Origin of the sequence: Sulfurovum xiamenensis, from assembly GCF_030347995.1 — a bacterium.
GTDB classification, from domain to species: Bacteria; Campylobacterota; Campylobacteria; order Campylobacterales; family Sulfurovaceae; genus Sulfurovum; species Sulfurovum xiamenensis.
The window spans coordinates 591735-609188 of sequence record NZ_JAQIBC010000001.1 but is presented as its reverse complement, the minus strand read 5'-3'; the positions used below and the strand labels follow the sequence as shown (position 1 = coordinate 609188).

Genomic DNA, 17454 nt, shown 5'->3' with positions numbered 1-17454 from the left:
TAAATATGTTATCACTTTATCTTATTATATTATATAAGGTTAATGGAGAGATCTATGAAAGATGAAATCTTAATATCGGACAAACAGATAGCAAAACTTGCTAAAAGAGTTGCAAAAACTTTTTCGTTAGATGAAGAAGAGGCTATCAGTACTATCTATGAAGAGTGGGAAGTGGTTGAAGCACTTTTTCATGCACATACGAAAGTCAAAGCTGTACATCGTCATCTTGTTGATGTCATCAATCATACTTATAGGATAGCCTAATGCAAATCAGTGTAGAAAATTATATGGTGCACCATTATCCCGAAATTGAGACTTTCCCAAATATAGCAAAAAAACTATTGTTCAGTGGAATGAAAAAGTTGTTTCACGAAAATGAGATCAATACCTTCATAGCGATGAATGCCCATAAGGATACCTTTTCTTATGTAGAAGCGATCATTGATTATTTTGATATCTCTATCGGGTTGAAGACCAATGAGCTGACGCGTATCCCCACTTATGGACGTACGGTTATCATAGCCAACCATCCATTGGGTGCACTCGATGCTATGGCATTGCTGCATCTAGTTAAAAATGTGCGAAAAGATATCAAGATCGTTGCAAACTCTTTTTTGTCGCAGTTTGATAACCTCAGAGATATTCTTATCCCGGTAGACAATATCAATGGGAAAATGGACAAAGAGACCGTTAAAAATATATATGATGCATTGAAAGCAGAACAGGCAGTGATCATATTTCCTTCGGGAGAAGTAAGCCGAGCAAAGCCCAATGGAATCAAAGACACACCATGGAAAAGCGGATTTTTAAAGATCGCGTCCAAGATGCAGGCACCTATCCTTCCTATTTACATCAGAGCGAAGAATTCTAACAATTTTTATCTACTTTCCATGCTGAATCGTTCTTTGGCAACGGCAACATTGCCGCATGAGATGTTTAAAGCAAAAGGGAAAAATATCGAATTTACTATAGGGAAAACGATCCCTTTTGATGCCTATAATGTACCAAATATCTCACGAAAAGAGACAGTGAAGCTTCTAAGAAAACACTTCTATAAAGTATCAAAAAATCATAAACCGATATTTGCAACCTATAATGAGATATCTGTGCCAGAAGCACGTAGTGAACTGAAAGCAGAACTTAAAAATGGTATACCTTTAGGGAAAACAATGGATGGTAAAAGTATTATCATCTATGAATCCGAAATAGAGAACTGTGTTATTAAAGAGATAGGAAGATTGCGTGAGATAAGTTTTCGTCATGTAGGGGAAGGAAGCGGTAAAAAACGTGACATAGACGGCTATGACTTTTACTACAAGCATTTGATCATATGGGATGATGAAGCACTGGAGATAGCAGGTGCCTATCGCCTGGGGATATGTAAAGAGATCATCCATGATTTTGACATGGAGGGACTTTATACCAATACACTATTTAAATTTGATCGGAAGTTTGAACCTTATCTGGAAAAAGGTGTAGAACTTGGAAGAAGTTTTGTACAGCCAAAATACTGGAACTCCAGAGCATTAGACTATCTTTGGCAGGGTATAGGGGCGTATATAAAAAGCCGTCCTGACATACAGTATCTTTTTGGTGCGGTGAGTTTAAGTGATACCTTTAACCAAAAGGCACGAGGGATGATGATCTACTTTTATCAAACATATTTTGCTTCAAAAGAGACATTGGTACAACATAAAGTACCGTATATCCCATCAAAATGGGTAGAGGAGCATTGTAAGAATGTATTTACCGGCGTGGACTACAAAGCGGATATGAGAACACTCAAAGAAGAGTTAGGATTTATGGGATATACGGTACCTACACTGTTCAAACAGTATTCTGAGCTTTGTGAAGAGGGTGGTGTACAATTCTTGGATTTTGGATATGACAAAGATTTTAACCATTGTATAGATGGTTTTATCATCACAGACCTAAAGTTACTCAAAGAGACAAAACGAAAGCGATATTTTTCCAATTGATTACATTCTGTAACCAAAATGTTTCCAAGTTGTTTTATACTTCGTCCAATCCCAAGTCTGATGGACAAAGAGGACAATTTATTTCTCAAGGAAACAAACCATGACATTGAAAAAAATTCTTACGGCAGCAGTGGCAGCTTCAGTAGCACTCTCAGCAGTCAATGCTGATGAACTTAAAGGTAGAGGGGCATCATTCCCTGGGCCTATATATAAGGCTTGGACAGCAGAGTATTATGCTGCAACAAAAAATCAAGTGAATTATACACCAACAGGTTCTGGTGACGGTGTCAAATCCATTACTAAAAGAATGGTTGATTTTGCTGGTTCAGATAAACCGCTTAAGCCAAAAGCGCTTAAAAAAGATAAACTTTATATGTTCCCTACAGTCGTGGGTTCAGTGGTTCTAGCGTATAACATCGATGGTATAAAAGATGGAGAACTTAAACTAAGCCGTGCAGCGATCGCAGGTATCTTTAGTGGAAGCATTACACACTGGGATGATGAAGCGATCATGGCACAAAATGCCGGTTTAAAATTGCCACATGAGCCTATCACAGTAGCAGTAAGAGCTGACAAGTCAGGTACAACCTTTAACTTTACATACTTCTTGAACAAATTGGATGAAAAGATCAAAGTAAGCAAAAAACCTACTTGGAAAGCAGCAAAAGTGGTTGCAGGTAAATCAAACTCAGGTGTATCAGCAAATATCCAGCAGATCAAAAACTCTATCGGGTATATTGAGTACTCATATAAAGAAAAATTAGGATTGGCCGCAGCACAGATCGAAAACAAAGAAGGTCAATATATCAATCCAACGTTACAATCTTTCCAAGATGCAGCCAAATATGCAAGCTGGACGGCTGACAATGATTTTTATGCGGTGATCGGTGACCCGGCAGGTGCTACTTCGTACCCTATCGTAGCAGCTACATTTATCTTGCTTCCGGAAGAAAAAATGGAAACAAATAAACAAGTAACGGCATTTATCGACTGGGCATATACGAATGGGGATAAAGCAGCAACAGATCTTGGTTATGTGCCACTTCCTGCATCCACTAAAGATCAGATCAGAAAGTATTGGGAAGCTAAAAAAATTAAATAAAACGTTTTAAACACTACACACCCCAGGCTCTCCATTTGGAGAGCCTCTTCACAAATCACACTGATTTTCTCACTCCTTGAATATATTTATCCTAGAAAGAATGTGATTTGTAACTAAAATGTAACCAACTTTTATTACAATCCTCCCAATTAATTATGAAGGCGTTACATGAGTGGTAAACTCTTTAAGAATTTCTCTTTTTTCTCTGCGACACTCTCCTTTTTTATCTTGGTAGGGATCTTTGCGGTACTATTTTCTTATGCACAAGATGCATTGCACGAATTTGGCTTTGATTTCTTATACAATGAAACGTGGGAAGCGGATGAAGATGATGAAGGCGGTATCTTTGGCGGGTATGTACCTATCATAGGTACTTTACTCAGTACACTGATCGCTATGGCGATTGCGACACCATTGGCGATGGGAATTGCAATCTTTCTAACAGAAATTGCGACTGAAAAACTGGTAAAGCCTGTCTCGATAGCCATCGAGTTACTGGCAGCTATTCCAAGCATTATTTATGGAATGTGGGGACTTTTTTACTTTGCCCCTATCGTACAGGCAACGGTGGGAGGGAACGGTGTAGGGTTATTGACCGCGGGTATCGTGTTGGCGATCATGATCATTCCTTTTATGGCAGCGATCACCAGAGATGCGATGAATACCGCACCGTCAGTGCTCAAAGAATCAGCCTATGCGATGGGTGCTACCAAGTTTGAAGTGATCAAGGATGTGGTCATGCCTTATGCCAAGGGAGGGATCATCGGGTCTATTATCCTGGCACTTGGACGTGCATTGGGTGAGACGATGGCAGTGGCATTCCTTATCGGTTCAGTGATGAGCATTCCAAGCAGAGTGACGGATCCTACGACTTCGATTCCTGTATTACTTGCAAATAATTTTGCAGAGGCACAAGATCTTGAGATGAGCAGTATGTATTACCTTGCACTAATTTTATTTGTCGTCAGTTTTGCCATTATCTCTGTGGCCAAGTTCTATTTTCTAGGAAGAAAAACAGTATGAAAAAGGCAGTATCATGAATAGACTCATACTCAATAAAATTATTTTAATTCTATCTTCGCTGTCAGCACTGATAGGTATAGGATTTTTATTTTGGATACTTGTGACCTTGAGTTATAAAGGTATTACAAGTTTACATTTTGAGACCTTTACCAATGACCTTGTCGGTGGAGGAATAAGAAACCTTCTGGTAGGACAGTTTACCATGGCACTTATGGCAAGTGCTTTGGCTGTGCCGCTTGGTATGATGGCAGGTATCTATCTTAGGGAGTATAGTAACAACGGCAAGCTTGCTTCTGTTATAAGAAATTTAAGTGATGTGATGATGTCAGCACCATCGATCGTGATCGGTGTATTTGTTTTTGCCTTGTTTGTGGATCCTTTTGGTGGGTATAACGGTTGGGCAGGTATCGTTGCACTGGCTATTATGATGATACCTATTATCATCAGTACCACAGATAATATGCTGGCACTGGTACCTAAAGAACTTAGAGAAGCGGGTATTGCCTTGGGAGGAAGCAAACATAAGATCATCTTGCAGATAGTCATCAAGGCAGCGAAAGTAGGTATTACAACGGGTGTTCTACTCTCATTTGCACGTATCATCGGCGAGACTGCACCATTGCTCTTTACGTCAGCGAATAACCAGTTCTTTACCATGGACCTCACAGAGCAGTTTCCCTCTCTCACGGTAAGTATCTACAACCTTGCAACCTATCCCGATGAGCAAAGTAGAGAGTTGGCATGGGCAGCATCTTTTGTGCTTACAATGGTTGTATTATGTATCAATCTGCTTGGTCGATATATAACAAGAAATAAAAAATAATAGAAAAGGTCAGAAAATAATATGGCAGAAAATAACATTATAATGGATATTAAAGATTTTTATTTTACCTATGCCGGTGTGGATGCACCTTCATTAAAGAAGATCAACCTCCCTATAGAAAAAAATAAAATTACAGCGATGATCGGCCCCAGTGGTTGTGGTAAATCCACACTTTTGCGTGCGATGAACCGTATCCATGATCTCTATCCTGGAAACCAGTATGAAGGTGAGATTAACCTTTATAGTAGTCATGATGAAAAACAGAATATTCTGGATCTTAAAAAAGAGAATGATTTCATCAAGTTACGTCAACAGGTAGGAATGATCTTTCAAAAACCTACACCGTTTCCTATGAGTATCTTTGATAATGTTGCTTATGGGTTGAAACTTGCAGGGGTTAAAGATAAAGTTGAAATAGAGGAACGTGTAGAAAAAGCATTGAAAGATGCTGCTATTTGGAACGAAACAAAAGACAGATTGAACAAAAGTGCACTTGGGCTCAGTGGAGGACAGCAGCAAAGACTTTGTATCGCCAGAGCTGTGGCACTCAAGCCGGAGGTCTTACTTTTTGATGAACCAACCTCGGCACTTGACCCGATCTCAACAGGAGCGATTGAAGAGTTGATCGCGGAACTGAAAAAAGATGTCTCTGTGGTGATCGTGACACATAACATGCAGCAAGCCAGTCGCTTGAGTGATTATACTGCGTTTATGTACCTGGGCGATCTAATAGAGTATGACAAAACGGATAAGATCTTTTTGAATCCTTCACAGAAGTTGACAGAAGATTACATCACAGGTAGATTTGGATAAATCTATTTGCCAGAGGCAAACTTTTACGAGAAATCATTTAGTAATTTCCTGTATCAGTCTGTTGGACTAGAAGTGAGCAAAAAGAAAAAAGATTTGGATAAAGGATAAAATATGTTACCAGGATATCAAGAAGCAAGACTGGCTGTAAGAGCGGACGTACTGAGTGTATTGGAAGGTTTGGCTACAGCAAATAAAGAGGGACTTGAAGCACTTCAGGCAATTGATGCAGTGAAGTTGGAAGAGGCGAGAAGTAGACTGAAAGATATCAGTCAAGAGACAGAGAAGATAGACAATGATATTGTACTTATCTTTGCAAAATATACACCAGAAGCAAGAGATCTAAGGGAACTGGTCTCTTATTTGAAAATCACGTCTGCTTTGAACCGTATTCGTACAAATATCAACAGCTATCTTAAAAATATGCAAAGTATGCTCATGGAAAAAAATGACAAGATGACACAACTCATCCAGGATTCCTTGAGCATTAATCGTTGTACACTGAATGCTTTTGATTATACCATTGAAATGTTGCAAACATTTGATGACAATGACCAAGTTAAAGCATTGGCTGCAAGAATTGATGTGGAATACAGTAAAACAGATGATATCTATACACTACTCGAAAAAGATGTCATACAACAAATAGGCAATGCAGATGGGCTTGCAGAAGAGTATTTTAATCTTTTGAAACATATAAGGAAGAACCTTAAGATCATAGACCGTTTAGAAAGTGTATCACAGCGTGTCATATTTGCACGAATGGGTGGCAAACTCTAAATAGAAACGATGTGCAGTGTATGTTATAATGCGCGTATGCAAAATGAAAATATAGAAATAGTTGTTATCGAAGATGAAGAAGATATTTTAGAACTGATAGAGTATCATTTGAGTAAAGAGGGGTATGCCGTGACAGGTTTTCTCTCGACGGAAAATGTAGAACAATTCTTAGAGGAGGAAACCCCTTCTCTCATGCTTGTTGACCGTAACCTCCCTGGAATGGAGGGAAGCGATTTTGTCGCTTATCTCAGAGAAATAGGCTATGATATCCCTGTGATATTCCTATCTGCCAAAGATAAAGAATCTGAACTTGAAGAGGGATTTGAAGCAGGGGGTGATGACTATATGAGTAAACCTTTTTCCCCTAAAGAATTGACACTTAGGGTCAAAGCACTGCTTAAGCGTTCCGGGGTGCTGCAAAAACAACAACGTATCAAATATAAATTACTTACTATGGATCTGGAAAATAAAGCGCTTACGGTTGATGGACAGAGTGTTTTACTTACCAACCTCGAGTTTAATTTATTGCATACCTTTATGAAAAATATCGATAAAGCATTGACAAGAGATTTCCTTCGTGATGAGGTATGGGGATCGGATGGAGAAGGTGTCAATGACAATGCGGTGAATGTGGCAATTAACCGGCTCAAAAACAAAATAGACCCCAAAAATGAACAGAATTATTTTCATCCTGTCTGGGGGGTAGGGTATAAATTCTCCTAAAAACATGTACCCCAAGGGCATTTCCTCCCTTCGGTCACGGCACAATTTGATGGTGACATTTTTTATAAAAACATGACAATTTGACATGTTTTTCCTCTCTTTGACCTTAGACACGCTACACTTTCAGTATGAATAAATTAGAAACCCTTGAACACTATTTCGGACACAGCTCATTTAGACCTTTGCAAGAAGAGGTAGTGGATGCTATCCTGGCAAAACAGGATGTATTGATGATACTTCCTACAGGTGGGGGGAAATCACTCTGTTATCAGCTTCCTACACTGCTGATGGAAGGCATTACCGTGGTGGTGTCACCATTGCTCGCATTGATGCATGATCAGGTAGTCGCACTGAAGGAAAATGGTATCGCTGCAGAGATGCTCTCTTCGATGCAAGATCTGGAAGAGAGTCAGCAGATAGAAACACGTTTGAGAGCAGGTGAGATAAAACTGCTTTATGTGGCACCTGAACGCCTTACCAATGCGTACTTTTTAAACCTGTTGCATCAGCTTCCGATCAACTTTTTCGTTATCGATGAAGCACACTGTGTGAGTGAGTGGGGGCATGAGTTTAGAGAGAACTATAGGCGTCTGTCGTTACTCAAAGAACAGTTTGCAACGACACCTATAGCCGCATTTACAGCCACGGCGACCCATGCGGTCGAAAGTGATATCGCTAGTAACTTGGGATTACGAGATCCAAAACGTGTGAGGGGTTCACTCTTCCGTGAAAACTTGACCATTCATGCGCGACACCGTATCAAAGATGGTAGAGCACAGTTAATGGAGTTTTTGAAACTGCATACAGATGAGTCCGGTATCATCTATACACTTTCAAGAAAGTCCACAGAAGCAGTTGCACATTTTTTACAAAACAAAGGTATCGAAGCCAGAGCGTATCATGCAGGACTTTCTACTGAAGAGAAGAACCGGACTTATGCGGATTTTGTAGCTGACAGAGTACAGATAGTGGTAGCAACCATTGCGTTTGGTATGGGGATTGACAAGAGTAACATCCGTTTTGTGGTGCATATGACCATGCCAAAGACATTGGAAAACTATTATCAGGAGATAGGACGTGCTGGGAGGGATGGATTGGCATCTGAAACACTTCTGCTCTTTTCCGCACAGGATATCGTGCAGCAAAAAATGTTCATAGAAGATCTTCCCGAAACACCTTACAAACAACATGCCTTCAACAAGCTTGACAGTATGGTACGTTTTGCCAATTCTGAAAACTGCAGGCATCAGAGTATTGCGGCCTATTTTGATGATCGGATAGATGAATGTGGAGACACATGTGACAACTGTGCAGCACCAGCAAGTGAAAAGGTAGACATTACTACAGCATCACGTATGCTGCTTTCCACCATCTTACGTACGGAGCAGAGTTTTGGTTTACACTATGTGATAGATGTATTGAAAGGGAGTAAAGAACAGAGGGTACTCCAAAATGGACATGATACCCTTTCAGTCTATGGTATAGGAGAAGAGTACAGTAAATCACAATGGTTGACAATAGGTGACAAGTTATTGGAATTGAATGCAGTGGAGATAGGTGAATTTAAAGTCTATCGGTTGACAGCTTTTGGCATAGAAGTGATCAAAGGTGCACACCAGATAGAACTTAAAAAAGAGAGACTGACAGTACAAAAATCTGAGGTTAAAAAACGCGTGACCTATTTTGATGATTACGATGTGGAAGTGTATGACAAGCTTAGAGATCTGCGTACACGTATCGCTTCAGAAAAAGGTATTCCTCCGTATATCGTTTTTTCAGATAAAACGTTAAAAGATTTGAGTATGAAGGTTCCGAAGGATAAAGAGACGATGCTCGAAGTACACGGGATAGGGGAAGTGAAATTTGAACGATACGGGGAAGAGTTTTTGACTCTTTTGAATGATGACCTCTAAACCATTATGCGGAATAGATGAAGCTGGTCGTGGTCCTTTGGCCGGTTCATTGGTGATCGCCGGGGTGGTGTTGAAAAATCCTATTGAGGGATTGATGGATTCCAAGAAACTGACAGAAAAAAGGCGTGAGGCACTTTACCCGATCGTGATCGAAAATTCAGCGTATCATATCGTCACTTTTTCGGCCAAAAAGGTGGATGAGATGGGTATCTCCAAGTGTTTACAGTCAGGTTTACAAAGTATACAGAAGCATTTGGCTGACGCAGCGTATCTCTTTGACGGGAACAGCAGTTTTGGAGTTCCAAATATTAGCACGATGGTCAAGGCAGATACGAAAGTAGCTGAAGTGAGTGCAGCAAGTATTTTGGCAAAAGTCACACATGACAGAGAGATGATAGAGATGGCAAAAAAATATCCCCAATACGGCTTTGAGAAACATAAAGGCTATGGGACCAAAGCCCACATTGAGGCTTTACTCAAATATGACCGATGTGAAATGCATCGTAAAACGTTTAGGGTAAAAGGGTTGGATGAACCTGCACTGTTTTAAAAGTTGACAGGACTCTTTTTAAGCTTGATAAATGGCCGTAAGGTGATCCATTTTTTTACCCATGTTCAGCAACGTCATATCTGCTAATGTCAGTGCCATCATCGCTTCACATACGACAGCACCCCTGATAGCAACACATGGATCGTGTCTTCCTTTGAGGTTGCATTTCACCTCTTCATTATGGGTCGTGATCGTTTGCTGTTCTTGAAAAATAGAAGGTGTTGGTTTGAAGTGTGTCTTCACCACGATCGTATCCCCATTGGAGATACCCCCTAGCATACCGCCGGAGTGATTGGAAGTAAATCCATTGAGGGTGATCTCATCATTGTTCTCACTTCCTTTGAGATGGGTACTGGCAACACCGTCTCCTATCTCCACCGCTTTGGCTGCATTGATGCCCATCATTGCCTCTGCAAGTATGGCATCGAGTTTGTAGTAGAGTGGCTCACCCAATCCTATAGGCACCCCTGTGGCAGTCGTAAGGACCACACCACCCACAGAGTCATGATTCTCTTTTGCTGCTAAGATCGCAGCTTCCTGTGCCGCTTCCTTGGCAGGATCAAGGGCGTACATCTTGGAATTTTTTGCATATTCAAAATCCTGAACGCTTCCTTTGATACCATCGACTTCACAAAGGCCGCTCTGTATCGAGACCCCCAGTTCTTTGAGCATCAGTTTTGCTATGGCACCACCAGCTACACGTGCAGCGGTCTCTCTTGCCGAACTTCTTCCACCACCACGGTAGTCTCTCAGACCATATTTATGAAAGTAGGTAAAATCCGCATGTCCGGGACGAAAGAGATCTTTCACATTTTCATAATCTTTGGATTTTTGGTTGGTGTTGAAGATGATCATGGCGATAGGGGTCCCTGTACTCACCCCTTCAAATGTTCCAGAAAGGATCTCTACTTTGTCTGCCTCTTTACGTCCTGTTTCCAGTTTTGATTTTCCGGGTTTTCGTCTGTCAAGTTCACTTTGTATGAATGCTTCATCGATCTTAAGTCCGGCAGGTACACCATCAAGTATACATCCAAGCGCTTTACCGTGGGATTCACCAAACGTAGTGAGGGTCAGTTTTTTTCCAAAGGTGTTCATGCTTTTAATTCCTTTAATGCAAGTTCCGCTGCTTTTTGCTGAGCTTCTTTTTTACTTTTACCTTTTGCTGTAGCAATGGTTTTGTCATCAAGTGTGACTGCAATCACGAACTCTTTTTTATGGTCTGGTCCTGAAGAGTCTAAAAGCGTATAGTTAGGTGTCACGCCGTGGGTTGCCTGTGTGAGTTCCTGTAAAGCGGTTTTATAATCTTTTGAAAGAGAGTCAAGGTCGATTTTTGGGTGACTCTCTTCCAGGAGTTTGATAGAGATCTCTTTGGCCGTGGCTAAACCGGCTTCAAGGTAGATTGCACCGATGATCGCTTCAAAGGCGTTGGAGAGCAGTGAAGGTTTGTTGCGTCCATTGTTATTTTCTTCTGCCAAGGAGAGGTAGATATAGGAACCAAGATCGAGTTTTCTTGCTAAAAGTGTAAATCCGCTTTCATTGACAAGTGAAGCACGGATCTTTGAGAGAATACCTTCATTTGAATTGGGGAATTTGGAAAAAAGGTACTCTCCTACAATGAGGTCAAGTACGGCATCTCCTAAAAATTCAAGCCGCTCATTATTGTAAGGCTTTTTGTAACTCTTATGGGTTAGAGCCTCAATAATCAATTGCTTATTTTTAAATGTATAGTTCAGTCGTTCTTCCAGTTGACTGTAATCATTCATAAATTTCTCCTATAGTGTTAATTTTATTCTTTCTGCTTCGTTACGTGCCAGTTCGTCGCAACGTTCATTTTCAGGATGACCATTGTGCCCTCTGACCCATGTACCGCGTATAGTGTGCGGGCTTGATATTTCAAGATACTCTTTCCATAGGTCTACATTCTTCACTTTGGAAAAGTTCTTGCGTACCCAGCCATCCAACCATTCATTGATAGCTTTGATCACATAGGAACTGTCAGAGATGATCTCTACATCACAAGGTTCTTTAAGAAGCTTCAGCCCCTCTATGACAGCTTGAAGTTCCATGCGGTTGTTGGTGGTATGTGCATCTCCGCCAAAGTACTCTTTACGCACACCCTTGAATTCCAGGATACCTCCGTACCCTCCAGGTCCGGGATTTCCCAGACTGGAACCATCAGAGTAAAGAGTAATCTGTTTTCGGGCTTGATTTTGCAATTTTTTCCTCAACTTTAACCGTATTTATAGCCATACAATTAGGACATCGTTTGAAAGAGACAGGGAAACTCTGTTTACATTTTTGACAGAGGTAGGAGAAGATCAGATCTCCCTCTTCAAACCCATTTTCTCTAGCCGTCGCTAACATATCCACACTGAAAATACCACTTTGTTTTGCGGGGTTCTGTAGATACCCTTTCGCATAGTAAAGTGTTTGCAGCTGTTTATTTGATGTGATTATATCTAAATCGAGTTGTGAATTTGGTAAGAACCAAAGGACGTCAAGAAGCTCTTTGATACGTTTGGGATCAATGCTCTCCCAGGCACTTTTGGTATCAAGCAGTAAAAGCGCTTTGATGATATGTCTATAGAGGCTTGGGGCCTCTTTTAATAATTGTTCGAGTCTCTCTACTTTCTCCGGTATGGCCAAGGTCTTATTTGCAAGGAGCTCTGAAAGATCCAGGAATTGTTCCAGTGATGTTGTATCTTCTCCCAACATATTTAGAGGGCCTAAGACCTCTTTAGCTTTATCGTATTTTTGCATGATCTCATACACGATCCCCAGTTCATAAAGGGCTTGCACATTACGGGGTTTCTTGCGTAAAACTTCTGTGTAAATGGACTGTGACCGTTCCATGAATCCTGCATGAAGATAAGTACTGCCCAGACGTTCCATCAGTTCTATTTTCCCTGAATCATGGGTAATGTTTTTAATAAGGAAAAGATAAATACTAATGGCTTTGTGGTACTCTCCGGCATTTTCAAATGCTTTTGCCAGAAGGGTAAGTGGTTTAAGCATATGCGGTTCAAAAGGCATGTCCGCTGTTTCCAAGGCACACTCGGCAGTGTCAAACTTTTCCAAGAACTTGAGCAGGTTCCCTTCCTCTTTTTGCTGTTTATGCAACCCCCAGCCATAGGTAACGAGGGCAATGATAAGAGAGATCACCACAATAAGCATAATGCTGAAAAGAGGGTCATTATACGCAGGTAATATATGTTCCAAAATAATCCTTATGAGAAACAGAGCAATGAAGAAAAGATTTAAATAATCAGTTGTAGACGCTTTACTCTGTTTACGTCCTTAAATTATATCTAATTAGATATAATTTTAGAATGATAGATAATGCCTCGATAGAATCCTTAAAAAACAGTATTGACATTGTAGATGTGATTGGTAGCTATATAGAGTTACGTAAAGCGGGAGCAAACTACAAAGCAAACTGTCCTTTTCATGGAGAAAAAACCCCTTCTTTTGTTGTCAGCCCAAGTAAACAGATCTACCACTGTTTTGGTTGTGGCGTAGGGGGAGACAGCATTAAATTTGTGATGGAGTTAGAAAAACTTTCCTATCCTGAAGCGATAGAGAAGCTTGCTTCCATGCATAACTTTTCATTGACATATACCAAAGGAAGCTCGGATTACTCTGATGCAAAACGTGTACTTGAAGCCGTAGGTCAATGGTATGTGAAAAATCTCAATCATAATGAAACAGCGATGAAGTATCTGCTTGACAGGGGAATATCCCAAAACTCCATTGAAACGTTTGAGATAGGGTATGTACCAAGCGGAGGGGAAGTGATACAGTTTCTACAAAGGGCTCTGCTTCCTTTGCCTAAGGCAGCTGAGGCAGGGATCATCGCCCAAAATGAAAACGGCAATGGTTACTATGCACGTTTGGTGGAAAGGATCACTTTCCCTATCTATTCTACAAGTGGCTCTTTGGTAGGGTTTGGTGGCAGGACCATTTCGAACCATCCTGCAAAGTACATTAACTCCCCTCAAACTAAACTGTTTAATAAGTCGAGACTCCTTTATGGGTATCACTTGGCAAAAGAGAGCATCTATAAGAATAAAAAGATCATTGTGTGTGAGGGGTATTTGGATGTCGTGATGTTCCATCAAGCAGGTTTTAAAGAAGCGGTCGCCGGGATGGGAACTGCACTGACACCTGAGCATTTGCCTCTATTGCGTAAAGGAGATCCAAAAGTGATCCTGGCTTATGATGGAGATAAGGCAGGTGTAGCTGCAGCACTGAAATCGGCCCAGATGTTGTCAGTGGCAGGTTTTGACGGTGGGGTCGTACTCTTTCCTGATGGGCAGGACCCTGCGGATCTCATAGCCAAGGGGCAGAGTGAGACCGTAGCGAAGCTGCTTCGTAATGCCAAACCGTTGATCCCTTTTGTACTGGAGATGATCGTTTCGATGTATAATTTAAATGATCCTAGAGCAAAAGAAGCCGCTTTTGGTGCAGTGAAACAGTATCTTGATACACTTAGCCAGATCATCAAAGATGCGTACATTCCTATGGCAGCGACATTGGTGGGCATAGCTCCTTCACTTTTTGGTAAAGAGACCAATGTAGCCAGAGCAAGAGAGAGTTTTACACAAAAAAGAGATGATGTGGCGCACTTGAGTATCTTAAAGACACTCATTGAAAATCCTAACCTTATAGATAATGTGCTCAGTGTCATGGATATAGAGATGTTCGGTACCTATGCCGAACTGTTTACGGCACTTATCAATGGAGAGAGTGAACATCCCGGACTGGTAGGGCTCAGTGTAGATGATAGTCTGGAAGTCATGAATGAAGAGGAACTCAACAGTGTACTGCGCAATTTTCTCATCAAGCATTATGATTTGAAATTAAAAAGTATCGCAAGTTCACAACAGATACCATTTGAGAAAAAGAGTTTTCTCATACGTAAGATAAGAACCGATATCATACCTAGATTGAAAAAAGGTGAATTGGTTGCTTTTGAAGCGGGGATATGATTATTTTACTTGAAATCAAGGACAAATAGTATATAAACGATGCAGATTCAATCAAAAGCAAGGAGATAATAATGGCAACAGCATCAGCAAGACACATATTGGTCAATGACGAAGCACTCTGTAGGGAACTCAAAGAGAAGATAAATGCAGGGGAGATTACCTTTGAAGAAGCAGCGAAGCAGAATTCCACGTGTCCTTCAGGCGCAAGAGGTGGAGAACTGGGAAGATTTGGTCAGGGACAAATGGTACCGGAGTTCGACAGAGTCGTGTTTAATGATGAGGTAGGTGTCGTACATGGTCCGGTAAAAACACAATTTGGGTACCATCTGCTTGAAATCACAGAACGTTCGTAAAAAATTTACAAGATAGGTAAAAATATATCTATCTTGTGCTAGAATCCTATGTTTCACATCTTTGGGGCATTAGCTCAGCTGGGAGAGCGCTTCGCTGGCAGCGAAGAGGTCATCGGTTCGATCCCGTTATGCTCCACCAAACTTCATTTAAATAACCAATACGATCTATCCAGCCAGCTATACATCGGCTAAAATGGATTATACATTCAATGATTGTAACATTTTTACTACTGAAAAAAGTAACATAAGTAAATATAATGGATTATGTTTAGAATTATCATATTAGTTTAATGTAAATGATTTATAATATATGATACTTTTGTAAAAAAGCTACACCTGTCGTGAGACGGGGCCAGAAAGCCATGGGTCTTGCATACTCTATTTTATAGATGTGGATGAAAAGATCGCCAGGTCACACAATCAGTATAAAAACTCATACAGAACGATTTCAAGGTATGCTATGCTCGACAATATGCACTTTTATGATTTTATGCACAAACAGATACTTGTGGTGATCGCATTATTTGCCGGTACCGGTATAGGCTATCTTTATATCGGATGGCTCTATTCTTCTTCTTTGTTTCCTGAACTTTTATGGTTTTGTTTTGTACTGTTACTCTCTTTTTGGGGATATAGATTACATAGGAGCTTTTTAGAGAATGATCTTAATATGCAACAAAAAGAACAGTGGCTTGGGCAACTGAGATACTTTTTATTCAGTTATTTCTCTGTTTGGACGATTATGTTTCTGATATATACATCACGTAGTGATATAGAGTTACATTATGTGGCCATAGCAACACAATTGGGGGTTACTGTTGTCTCTGCGACCATTTTGGCCTCACAAAAAAAGCTGGCTGTGTTTACTTTGGTCACGCTTATGCTGCCTTTGACCCTCTATTTTATCTTTGTAAGTGAGTTCTATAGTTATCTATTGGCATTTTTTACCATCGTTTTAGGTGGTGTTTTGCTCTATGCTGCGCACAATACCTTTAATTATCTTATTAAAAGTCAATTCCAGGCCTATCATGATGCTTTAACGACACTGGGGAATAGACGCTATTTTATCGAACTGCTTAATGACGCCATGAAAAGCCAAAAACATGATCATCAGCATATTTATCTGTTATTGATCGATCTTGATCATTTTAAGACCATTAATGATACTTTGGGCCATGATATCGGGGATGTGTTGCTTTGTCAAGCAGCAGACCGTATGCGCGTGCTTAGTAAAAAGCATCAAAATTTTGTATCCCGTCTGGGCGGAGATGAGTTTTGTATTCTCAGTGCTTCATTTGCAACGGAACAGGAGTGTCTTCATAATGCATCTCAGTTTTCCGAGGAGTTACTGACATCGATCAGAGAAAGTTACCATATTGAAGAGCATTCTTTATACATCAGTGCCAGTATCGGTGTGAGTATTATCAGTGATCCCAAAATGGAAGCCAGTAATTTTATCAAAGAAGCGGATATCGCCATGTATGAGGCTAAAGGAAAGGGAAGGAATGGCATTATCTTCTTCAATGATACACTTGCAAAACATGTCGAATGGAAACTTGAAATAGAACGCTTGTTACATTTCTCACTTCAAAGGAATGAAATAACATTGACCTACCAGCCACAGTACAGCCCTGAGAATGAAATTATCGGTTGTGAAGTGCTTTCCCGCTGGGATAATGAAACGTTGGGAGAGGTGAGCCCGACTGAGTTTATACCAATCTCTGAAAAAACAGGATTCATCATAGAGTTGGGATACTATATATTAAAAGAGGCCTTTATCACATTTAAAAAGTGGGATGAAAAGGGTATTGTGTTAGAACAAATGTCTATTAACGTCAGTATGAGGCAACTCTTTCATTATCAATTTATCAATGATGTGAAATATCTTTGTGACACCTATCTTACCAAGGCACAACGGTCAAAGATCATCTTTGAGATCACAGAGACCTCTGTTGCAGAAGATATCACAAAACTGATCAGAAACATGAAGGTCCTTCAAAATTACGGTATTCGTTTTTCAATGGATGACTTTGGAACAGGGTACTCCTCTTTAAGTTATCTTCGACAGTTACCTATCAATGAGATCAAGATCGACAAGTCATTCATCTCTGAATTACACCATCTTGAAGATGAGGAAGATAAATGCTTTGTTGAAACGATCTTTACGATAGCTAAAAATCTCAAGTTGAAGATCGTTGCAGAGGGGATTGAGAACGAAGAGCAGCGCAAGTTCATTGTAGATCAAAAATGCGATATTTTACAGGGGTATTATTTCTCAGAACCTGTACAGGATGACGCGTTTGAAACCCTCTTCTTAGAAGCTAAAAATAAGAAAACCCTGAATGCTTTTGATGATGTAAGAGGTCTAGAGAGATATCAAGGCTCTATGTAATTTGTATGAGAACAGGAT

General features: G+C 40.3%; 17 protein-coding genes, 1 tRNA gene and 1 riboswitch. Of the genes, 14 read left to right on the top strand and 4 right to left on the bottom strand.

The window, feature by feature from the left end; all coding sequences use genetic code 11:
- Positions 1–54 precede the first annotated feature (54 nt).
- From PF327_RS03140 to rnhB, 10 genes are all read left to right on the top strand, one after another.
- The gene (locus PF327_RS03140; protein WP_289401285.1) at positions 55–264 is read left to right on the top strand and encodes a hypothetical protein; all 210 of its coding nucleotides are present in this window, start codon (positions 55–57) and stop codon (positions 262–264) included.
- Positions 264–1979, top strand: coding sequence for a bifunctional ornithine lipid synthase OlsF (olsF, locus tag PF327_RS03135; RefSeq protein WP_289401284.1), 1716 nt, complete (start codon positions 264–266; stop codon positions 1977–1979). The genes PF327_RS03140 and olsF overlap by 1 nt, the downstream gene beginning before the upstream one ends.
- Before the next feature lie 100 nt (positions 1980–2079).
- Entirely contained in the window at positions 2080–3081 is a 1002-nt protein-coding gene (gene pstS / locus PF327_RS03130; protein ID WP_289401283.1) for a phosphate ABC transporter substrate-binding protein PstS, read from the top strand.
- Positions 3082–3249: 168 nt separating this feature from the next.
- A complete protein-coding gene (gene pstC, locus PF327_RS03125; protein WP_248575891.1) occupies positions 3250–4104 on the top strand; it encodes a phosphate ABC transporter permease subunit PstC in 855 nt (284 codons plus the stop codon).
- 13 nt (positions 4105–4117) lie between these two features.
- Positions 4118–4927, top strand: a complete 810-nt coding sequence (gene pstA, locus PF327_RS03120) for a phosphate ABC transporter permease PstA (RefSeq protein ID WP_289401281.1) — start codon at positions 4118–4120, stop codon at positions 4925–4927.
- Between the two features lie 21 nt (positions 4928–4948).
- A complete protein-coding gene (gene pstB / locus PF327_RS03115; RefSeq protein WP_289401280.1) occupies positions 4949–5740 on the top strand; it encodes a phosphate ABC transporter ATP-binding protein PstB in 792 nt (263 codons plus the stop codon).
- 111 nt (positions 5741–5851) lie between these two features.
- On the top strand, positions 5852–6517 hold the full coding sequence (locus PF327_RS03110) for a PhoU domain-containing protein (protein ID WP_289401279.1): 666 nt from the start codon (positions 5852–5854) through the stop codon (positions 6515–6517).
- A gap of 36 nt (positions 6518–6553) precedes the next feature.
- On the top strand, positions 6554–7240 hold the full coding sequence (locus PF327_RS03105; RefSeq protein WP_289401306.1) for a response regulator transcription factor: 687 nt from the start codon (positions 6554–6556) through the stop codon (positions 7238–7240).
- 128 nt (positions 7241–7368) lie between these two features.
- Complete coding sequence (gene recQ, locus PF327_RS03100; RefSeq protein WP_289401278.1) at positions 7369–9153, top strand: DNA helicase RecQ; 1785 nt, start codon at positions 7369–7371, stop codon at positions 9151–9153.
- A complete protein-coding gene (rnhB, locus tag PF327_RS03095) occupies positions 9140–9703 on the top strand; it encodes a ribonuclease HII (protein ID WP_289401277.1) in 564 nt (187 codons plus the stop codon). The genes recQ and rnhB overlap by 14 nt, the downstream gene beginning before the upstream one ends.
- 18 nt (positions 9704–9721) lie before the next feature.
- Here the strand turns inward: rnhB and aroC are convergent, their stop codons facing one another.
- From aroC to PF327_RS03075, 4 genes are read right to left on the bottom strand one after another with little or no spacing between them, the layout of a single operon-like run.
- Positions 9722–10798 carry a chorismate synthase gene (aroC, locus tag PF327_RS03090; protein ID WP_289401276.1) on the bottom strand — a complete coding sequence of 359 codons (1077 nt, stop codon included), beginning with the start codon at positions 10796–10798 and terminating at the stop codon, positions 9722–9724.
- Positions 10795–11466: a ribonuclease III gene (gene rnc / locus PF327_RS03085; protein WP_008244748.1), complete on the bottom strand. Its 672-nt coding sequence runs from the start codon at positions 11464–11466 to the stop codon at positions 10795–10797. The genes aroC and rnc overlap by 4 nt, the downstream gene beginning before the upstream one ends.
- A gap of 9 nt (positions 11467–11475) precedes the next feature.
- Positions 11476–11919, bottom strand: coding sequence for a ribonuclease HI (gene rnhA / locus PF327_RS03080; RefSeq protein WP_289401275.1), 444 nt, complete (start codon positions 11917–11919; stop codon positions 11476–11478).
- Positions 11879–12922, bottom strand: a complete 1044-nt coding sequence (locus tag PF327_RS03075; RefSeq protein WP_289401274.1) for a tetratricopeptide repeat protein — start codon at positions 12920–12922, stop codon at positions 11879–11881. The genes rnhA and PF327_RS03075 overlap by 41 nt, the downstream gene beginning before the upstream one ends.
- Positions 12923–13032: 110 nt before the next feature.
- Here PF327_RS03075 and dnaG point away from each other — a divergent pair, with 110 nt between their 5' ends.
- The 4 genes from dnaG (at position 13033) to PF327_RS03055 (ending at position 17436) form a co-directional block, all read left to right on the top strand.
- A complete protein-coding gene (gene dnaG, locus PF327_RS03070) occupies positions 13033–14691 on the top strand; it encodes a DNA primase (protein ID WP_289401273.1) in 1659 nt (552 codons plus the stop codon).
- A gap of 50 nt (positions 14692–14741) precedes the next feature.
- On the top strand, positions 14742–15044 hold the full coding sequence (locus PF327_RS03065; protein ID WP_289401305.1) for a peptidylprolyl isomerase: 303 nt from the start codon (positions 14742–14744) through the stop codon (positions 15042–15044).
- Positions 15045–15107: 63 nt separating this feature from the next.
- A tRNA-Ala gene (locus PF327_RS03060) sits at positions 15108–15183 on the top strand.
- 180 nt (positions 15184–15363) lie between these two features.
- A riboswitch (cyclic di-GMP riboswitch) is annotated at positions 15364–15464 on the top strand.
- A 40-nt stretch (positions 15465–15504) separates the two neighbouring features.
- Positions 15505–17436: an EAL domain-containing protein gene (locus PF327_RS03055; RefSeq protein WP_289401272.1), complete on the top strand. Its 1932-nt coding sequence runs from the start codon at positions 15505–15507 to the stop codon at positions 17434–17436.
- Positions 17437–17454: the final 18 nt, after the last annotated feature.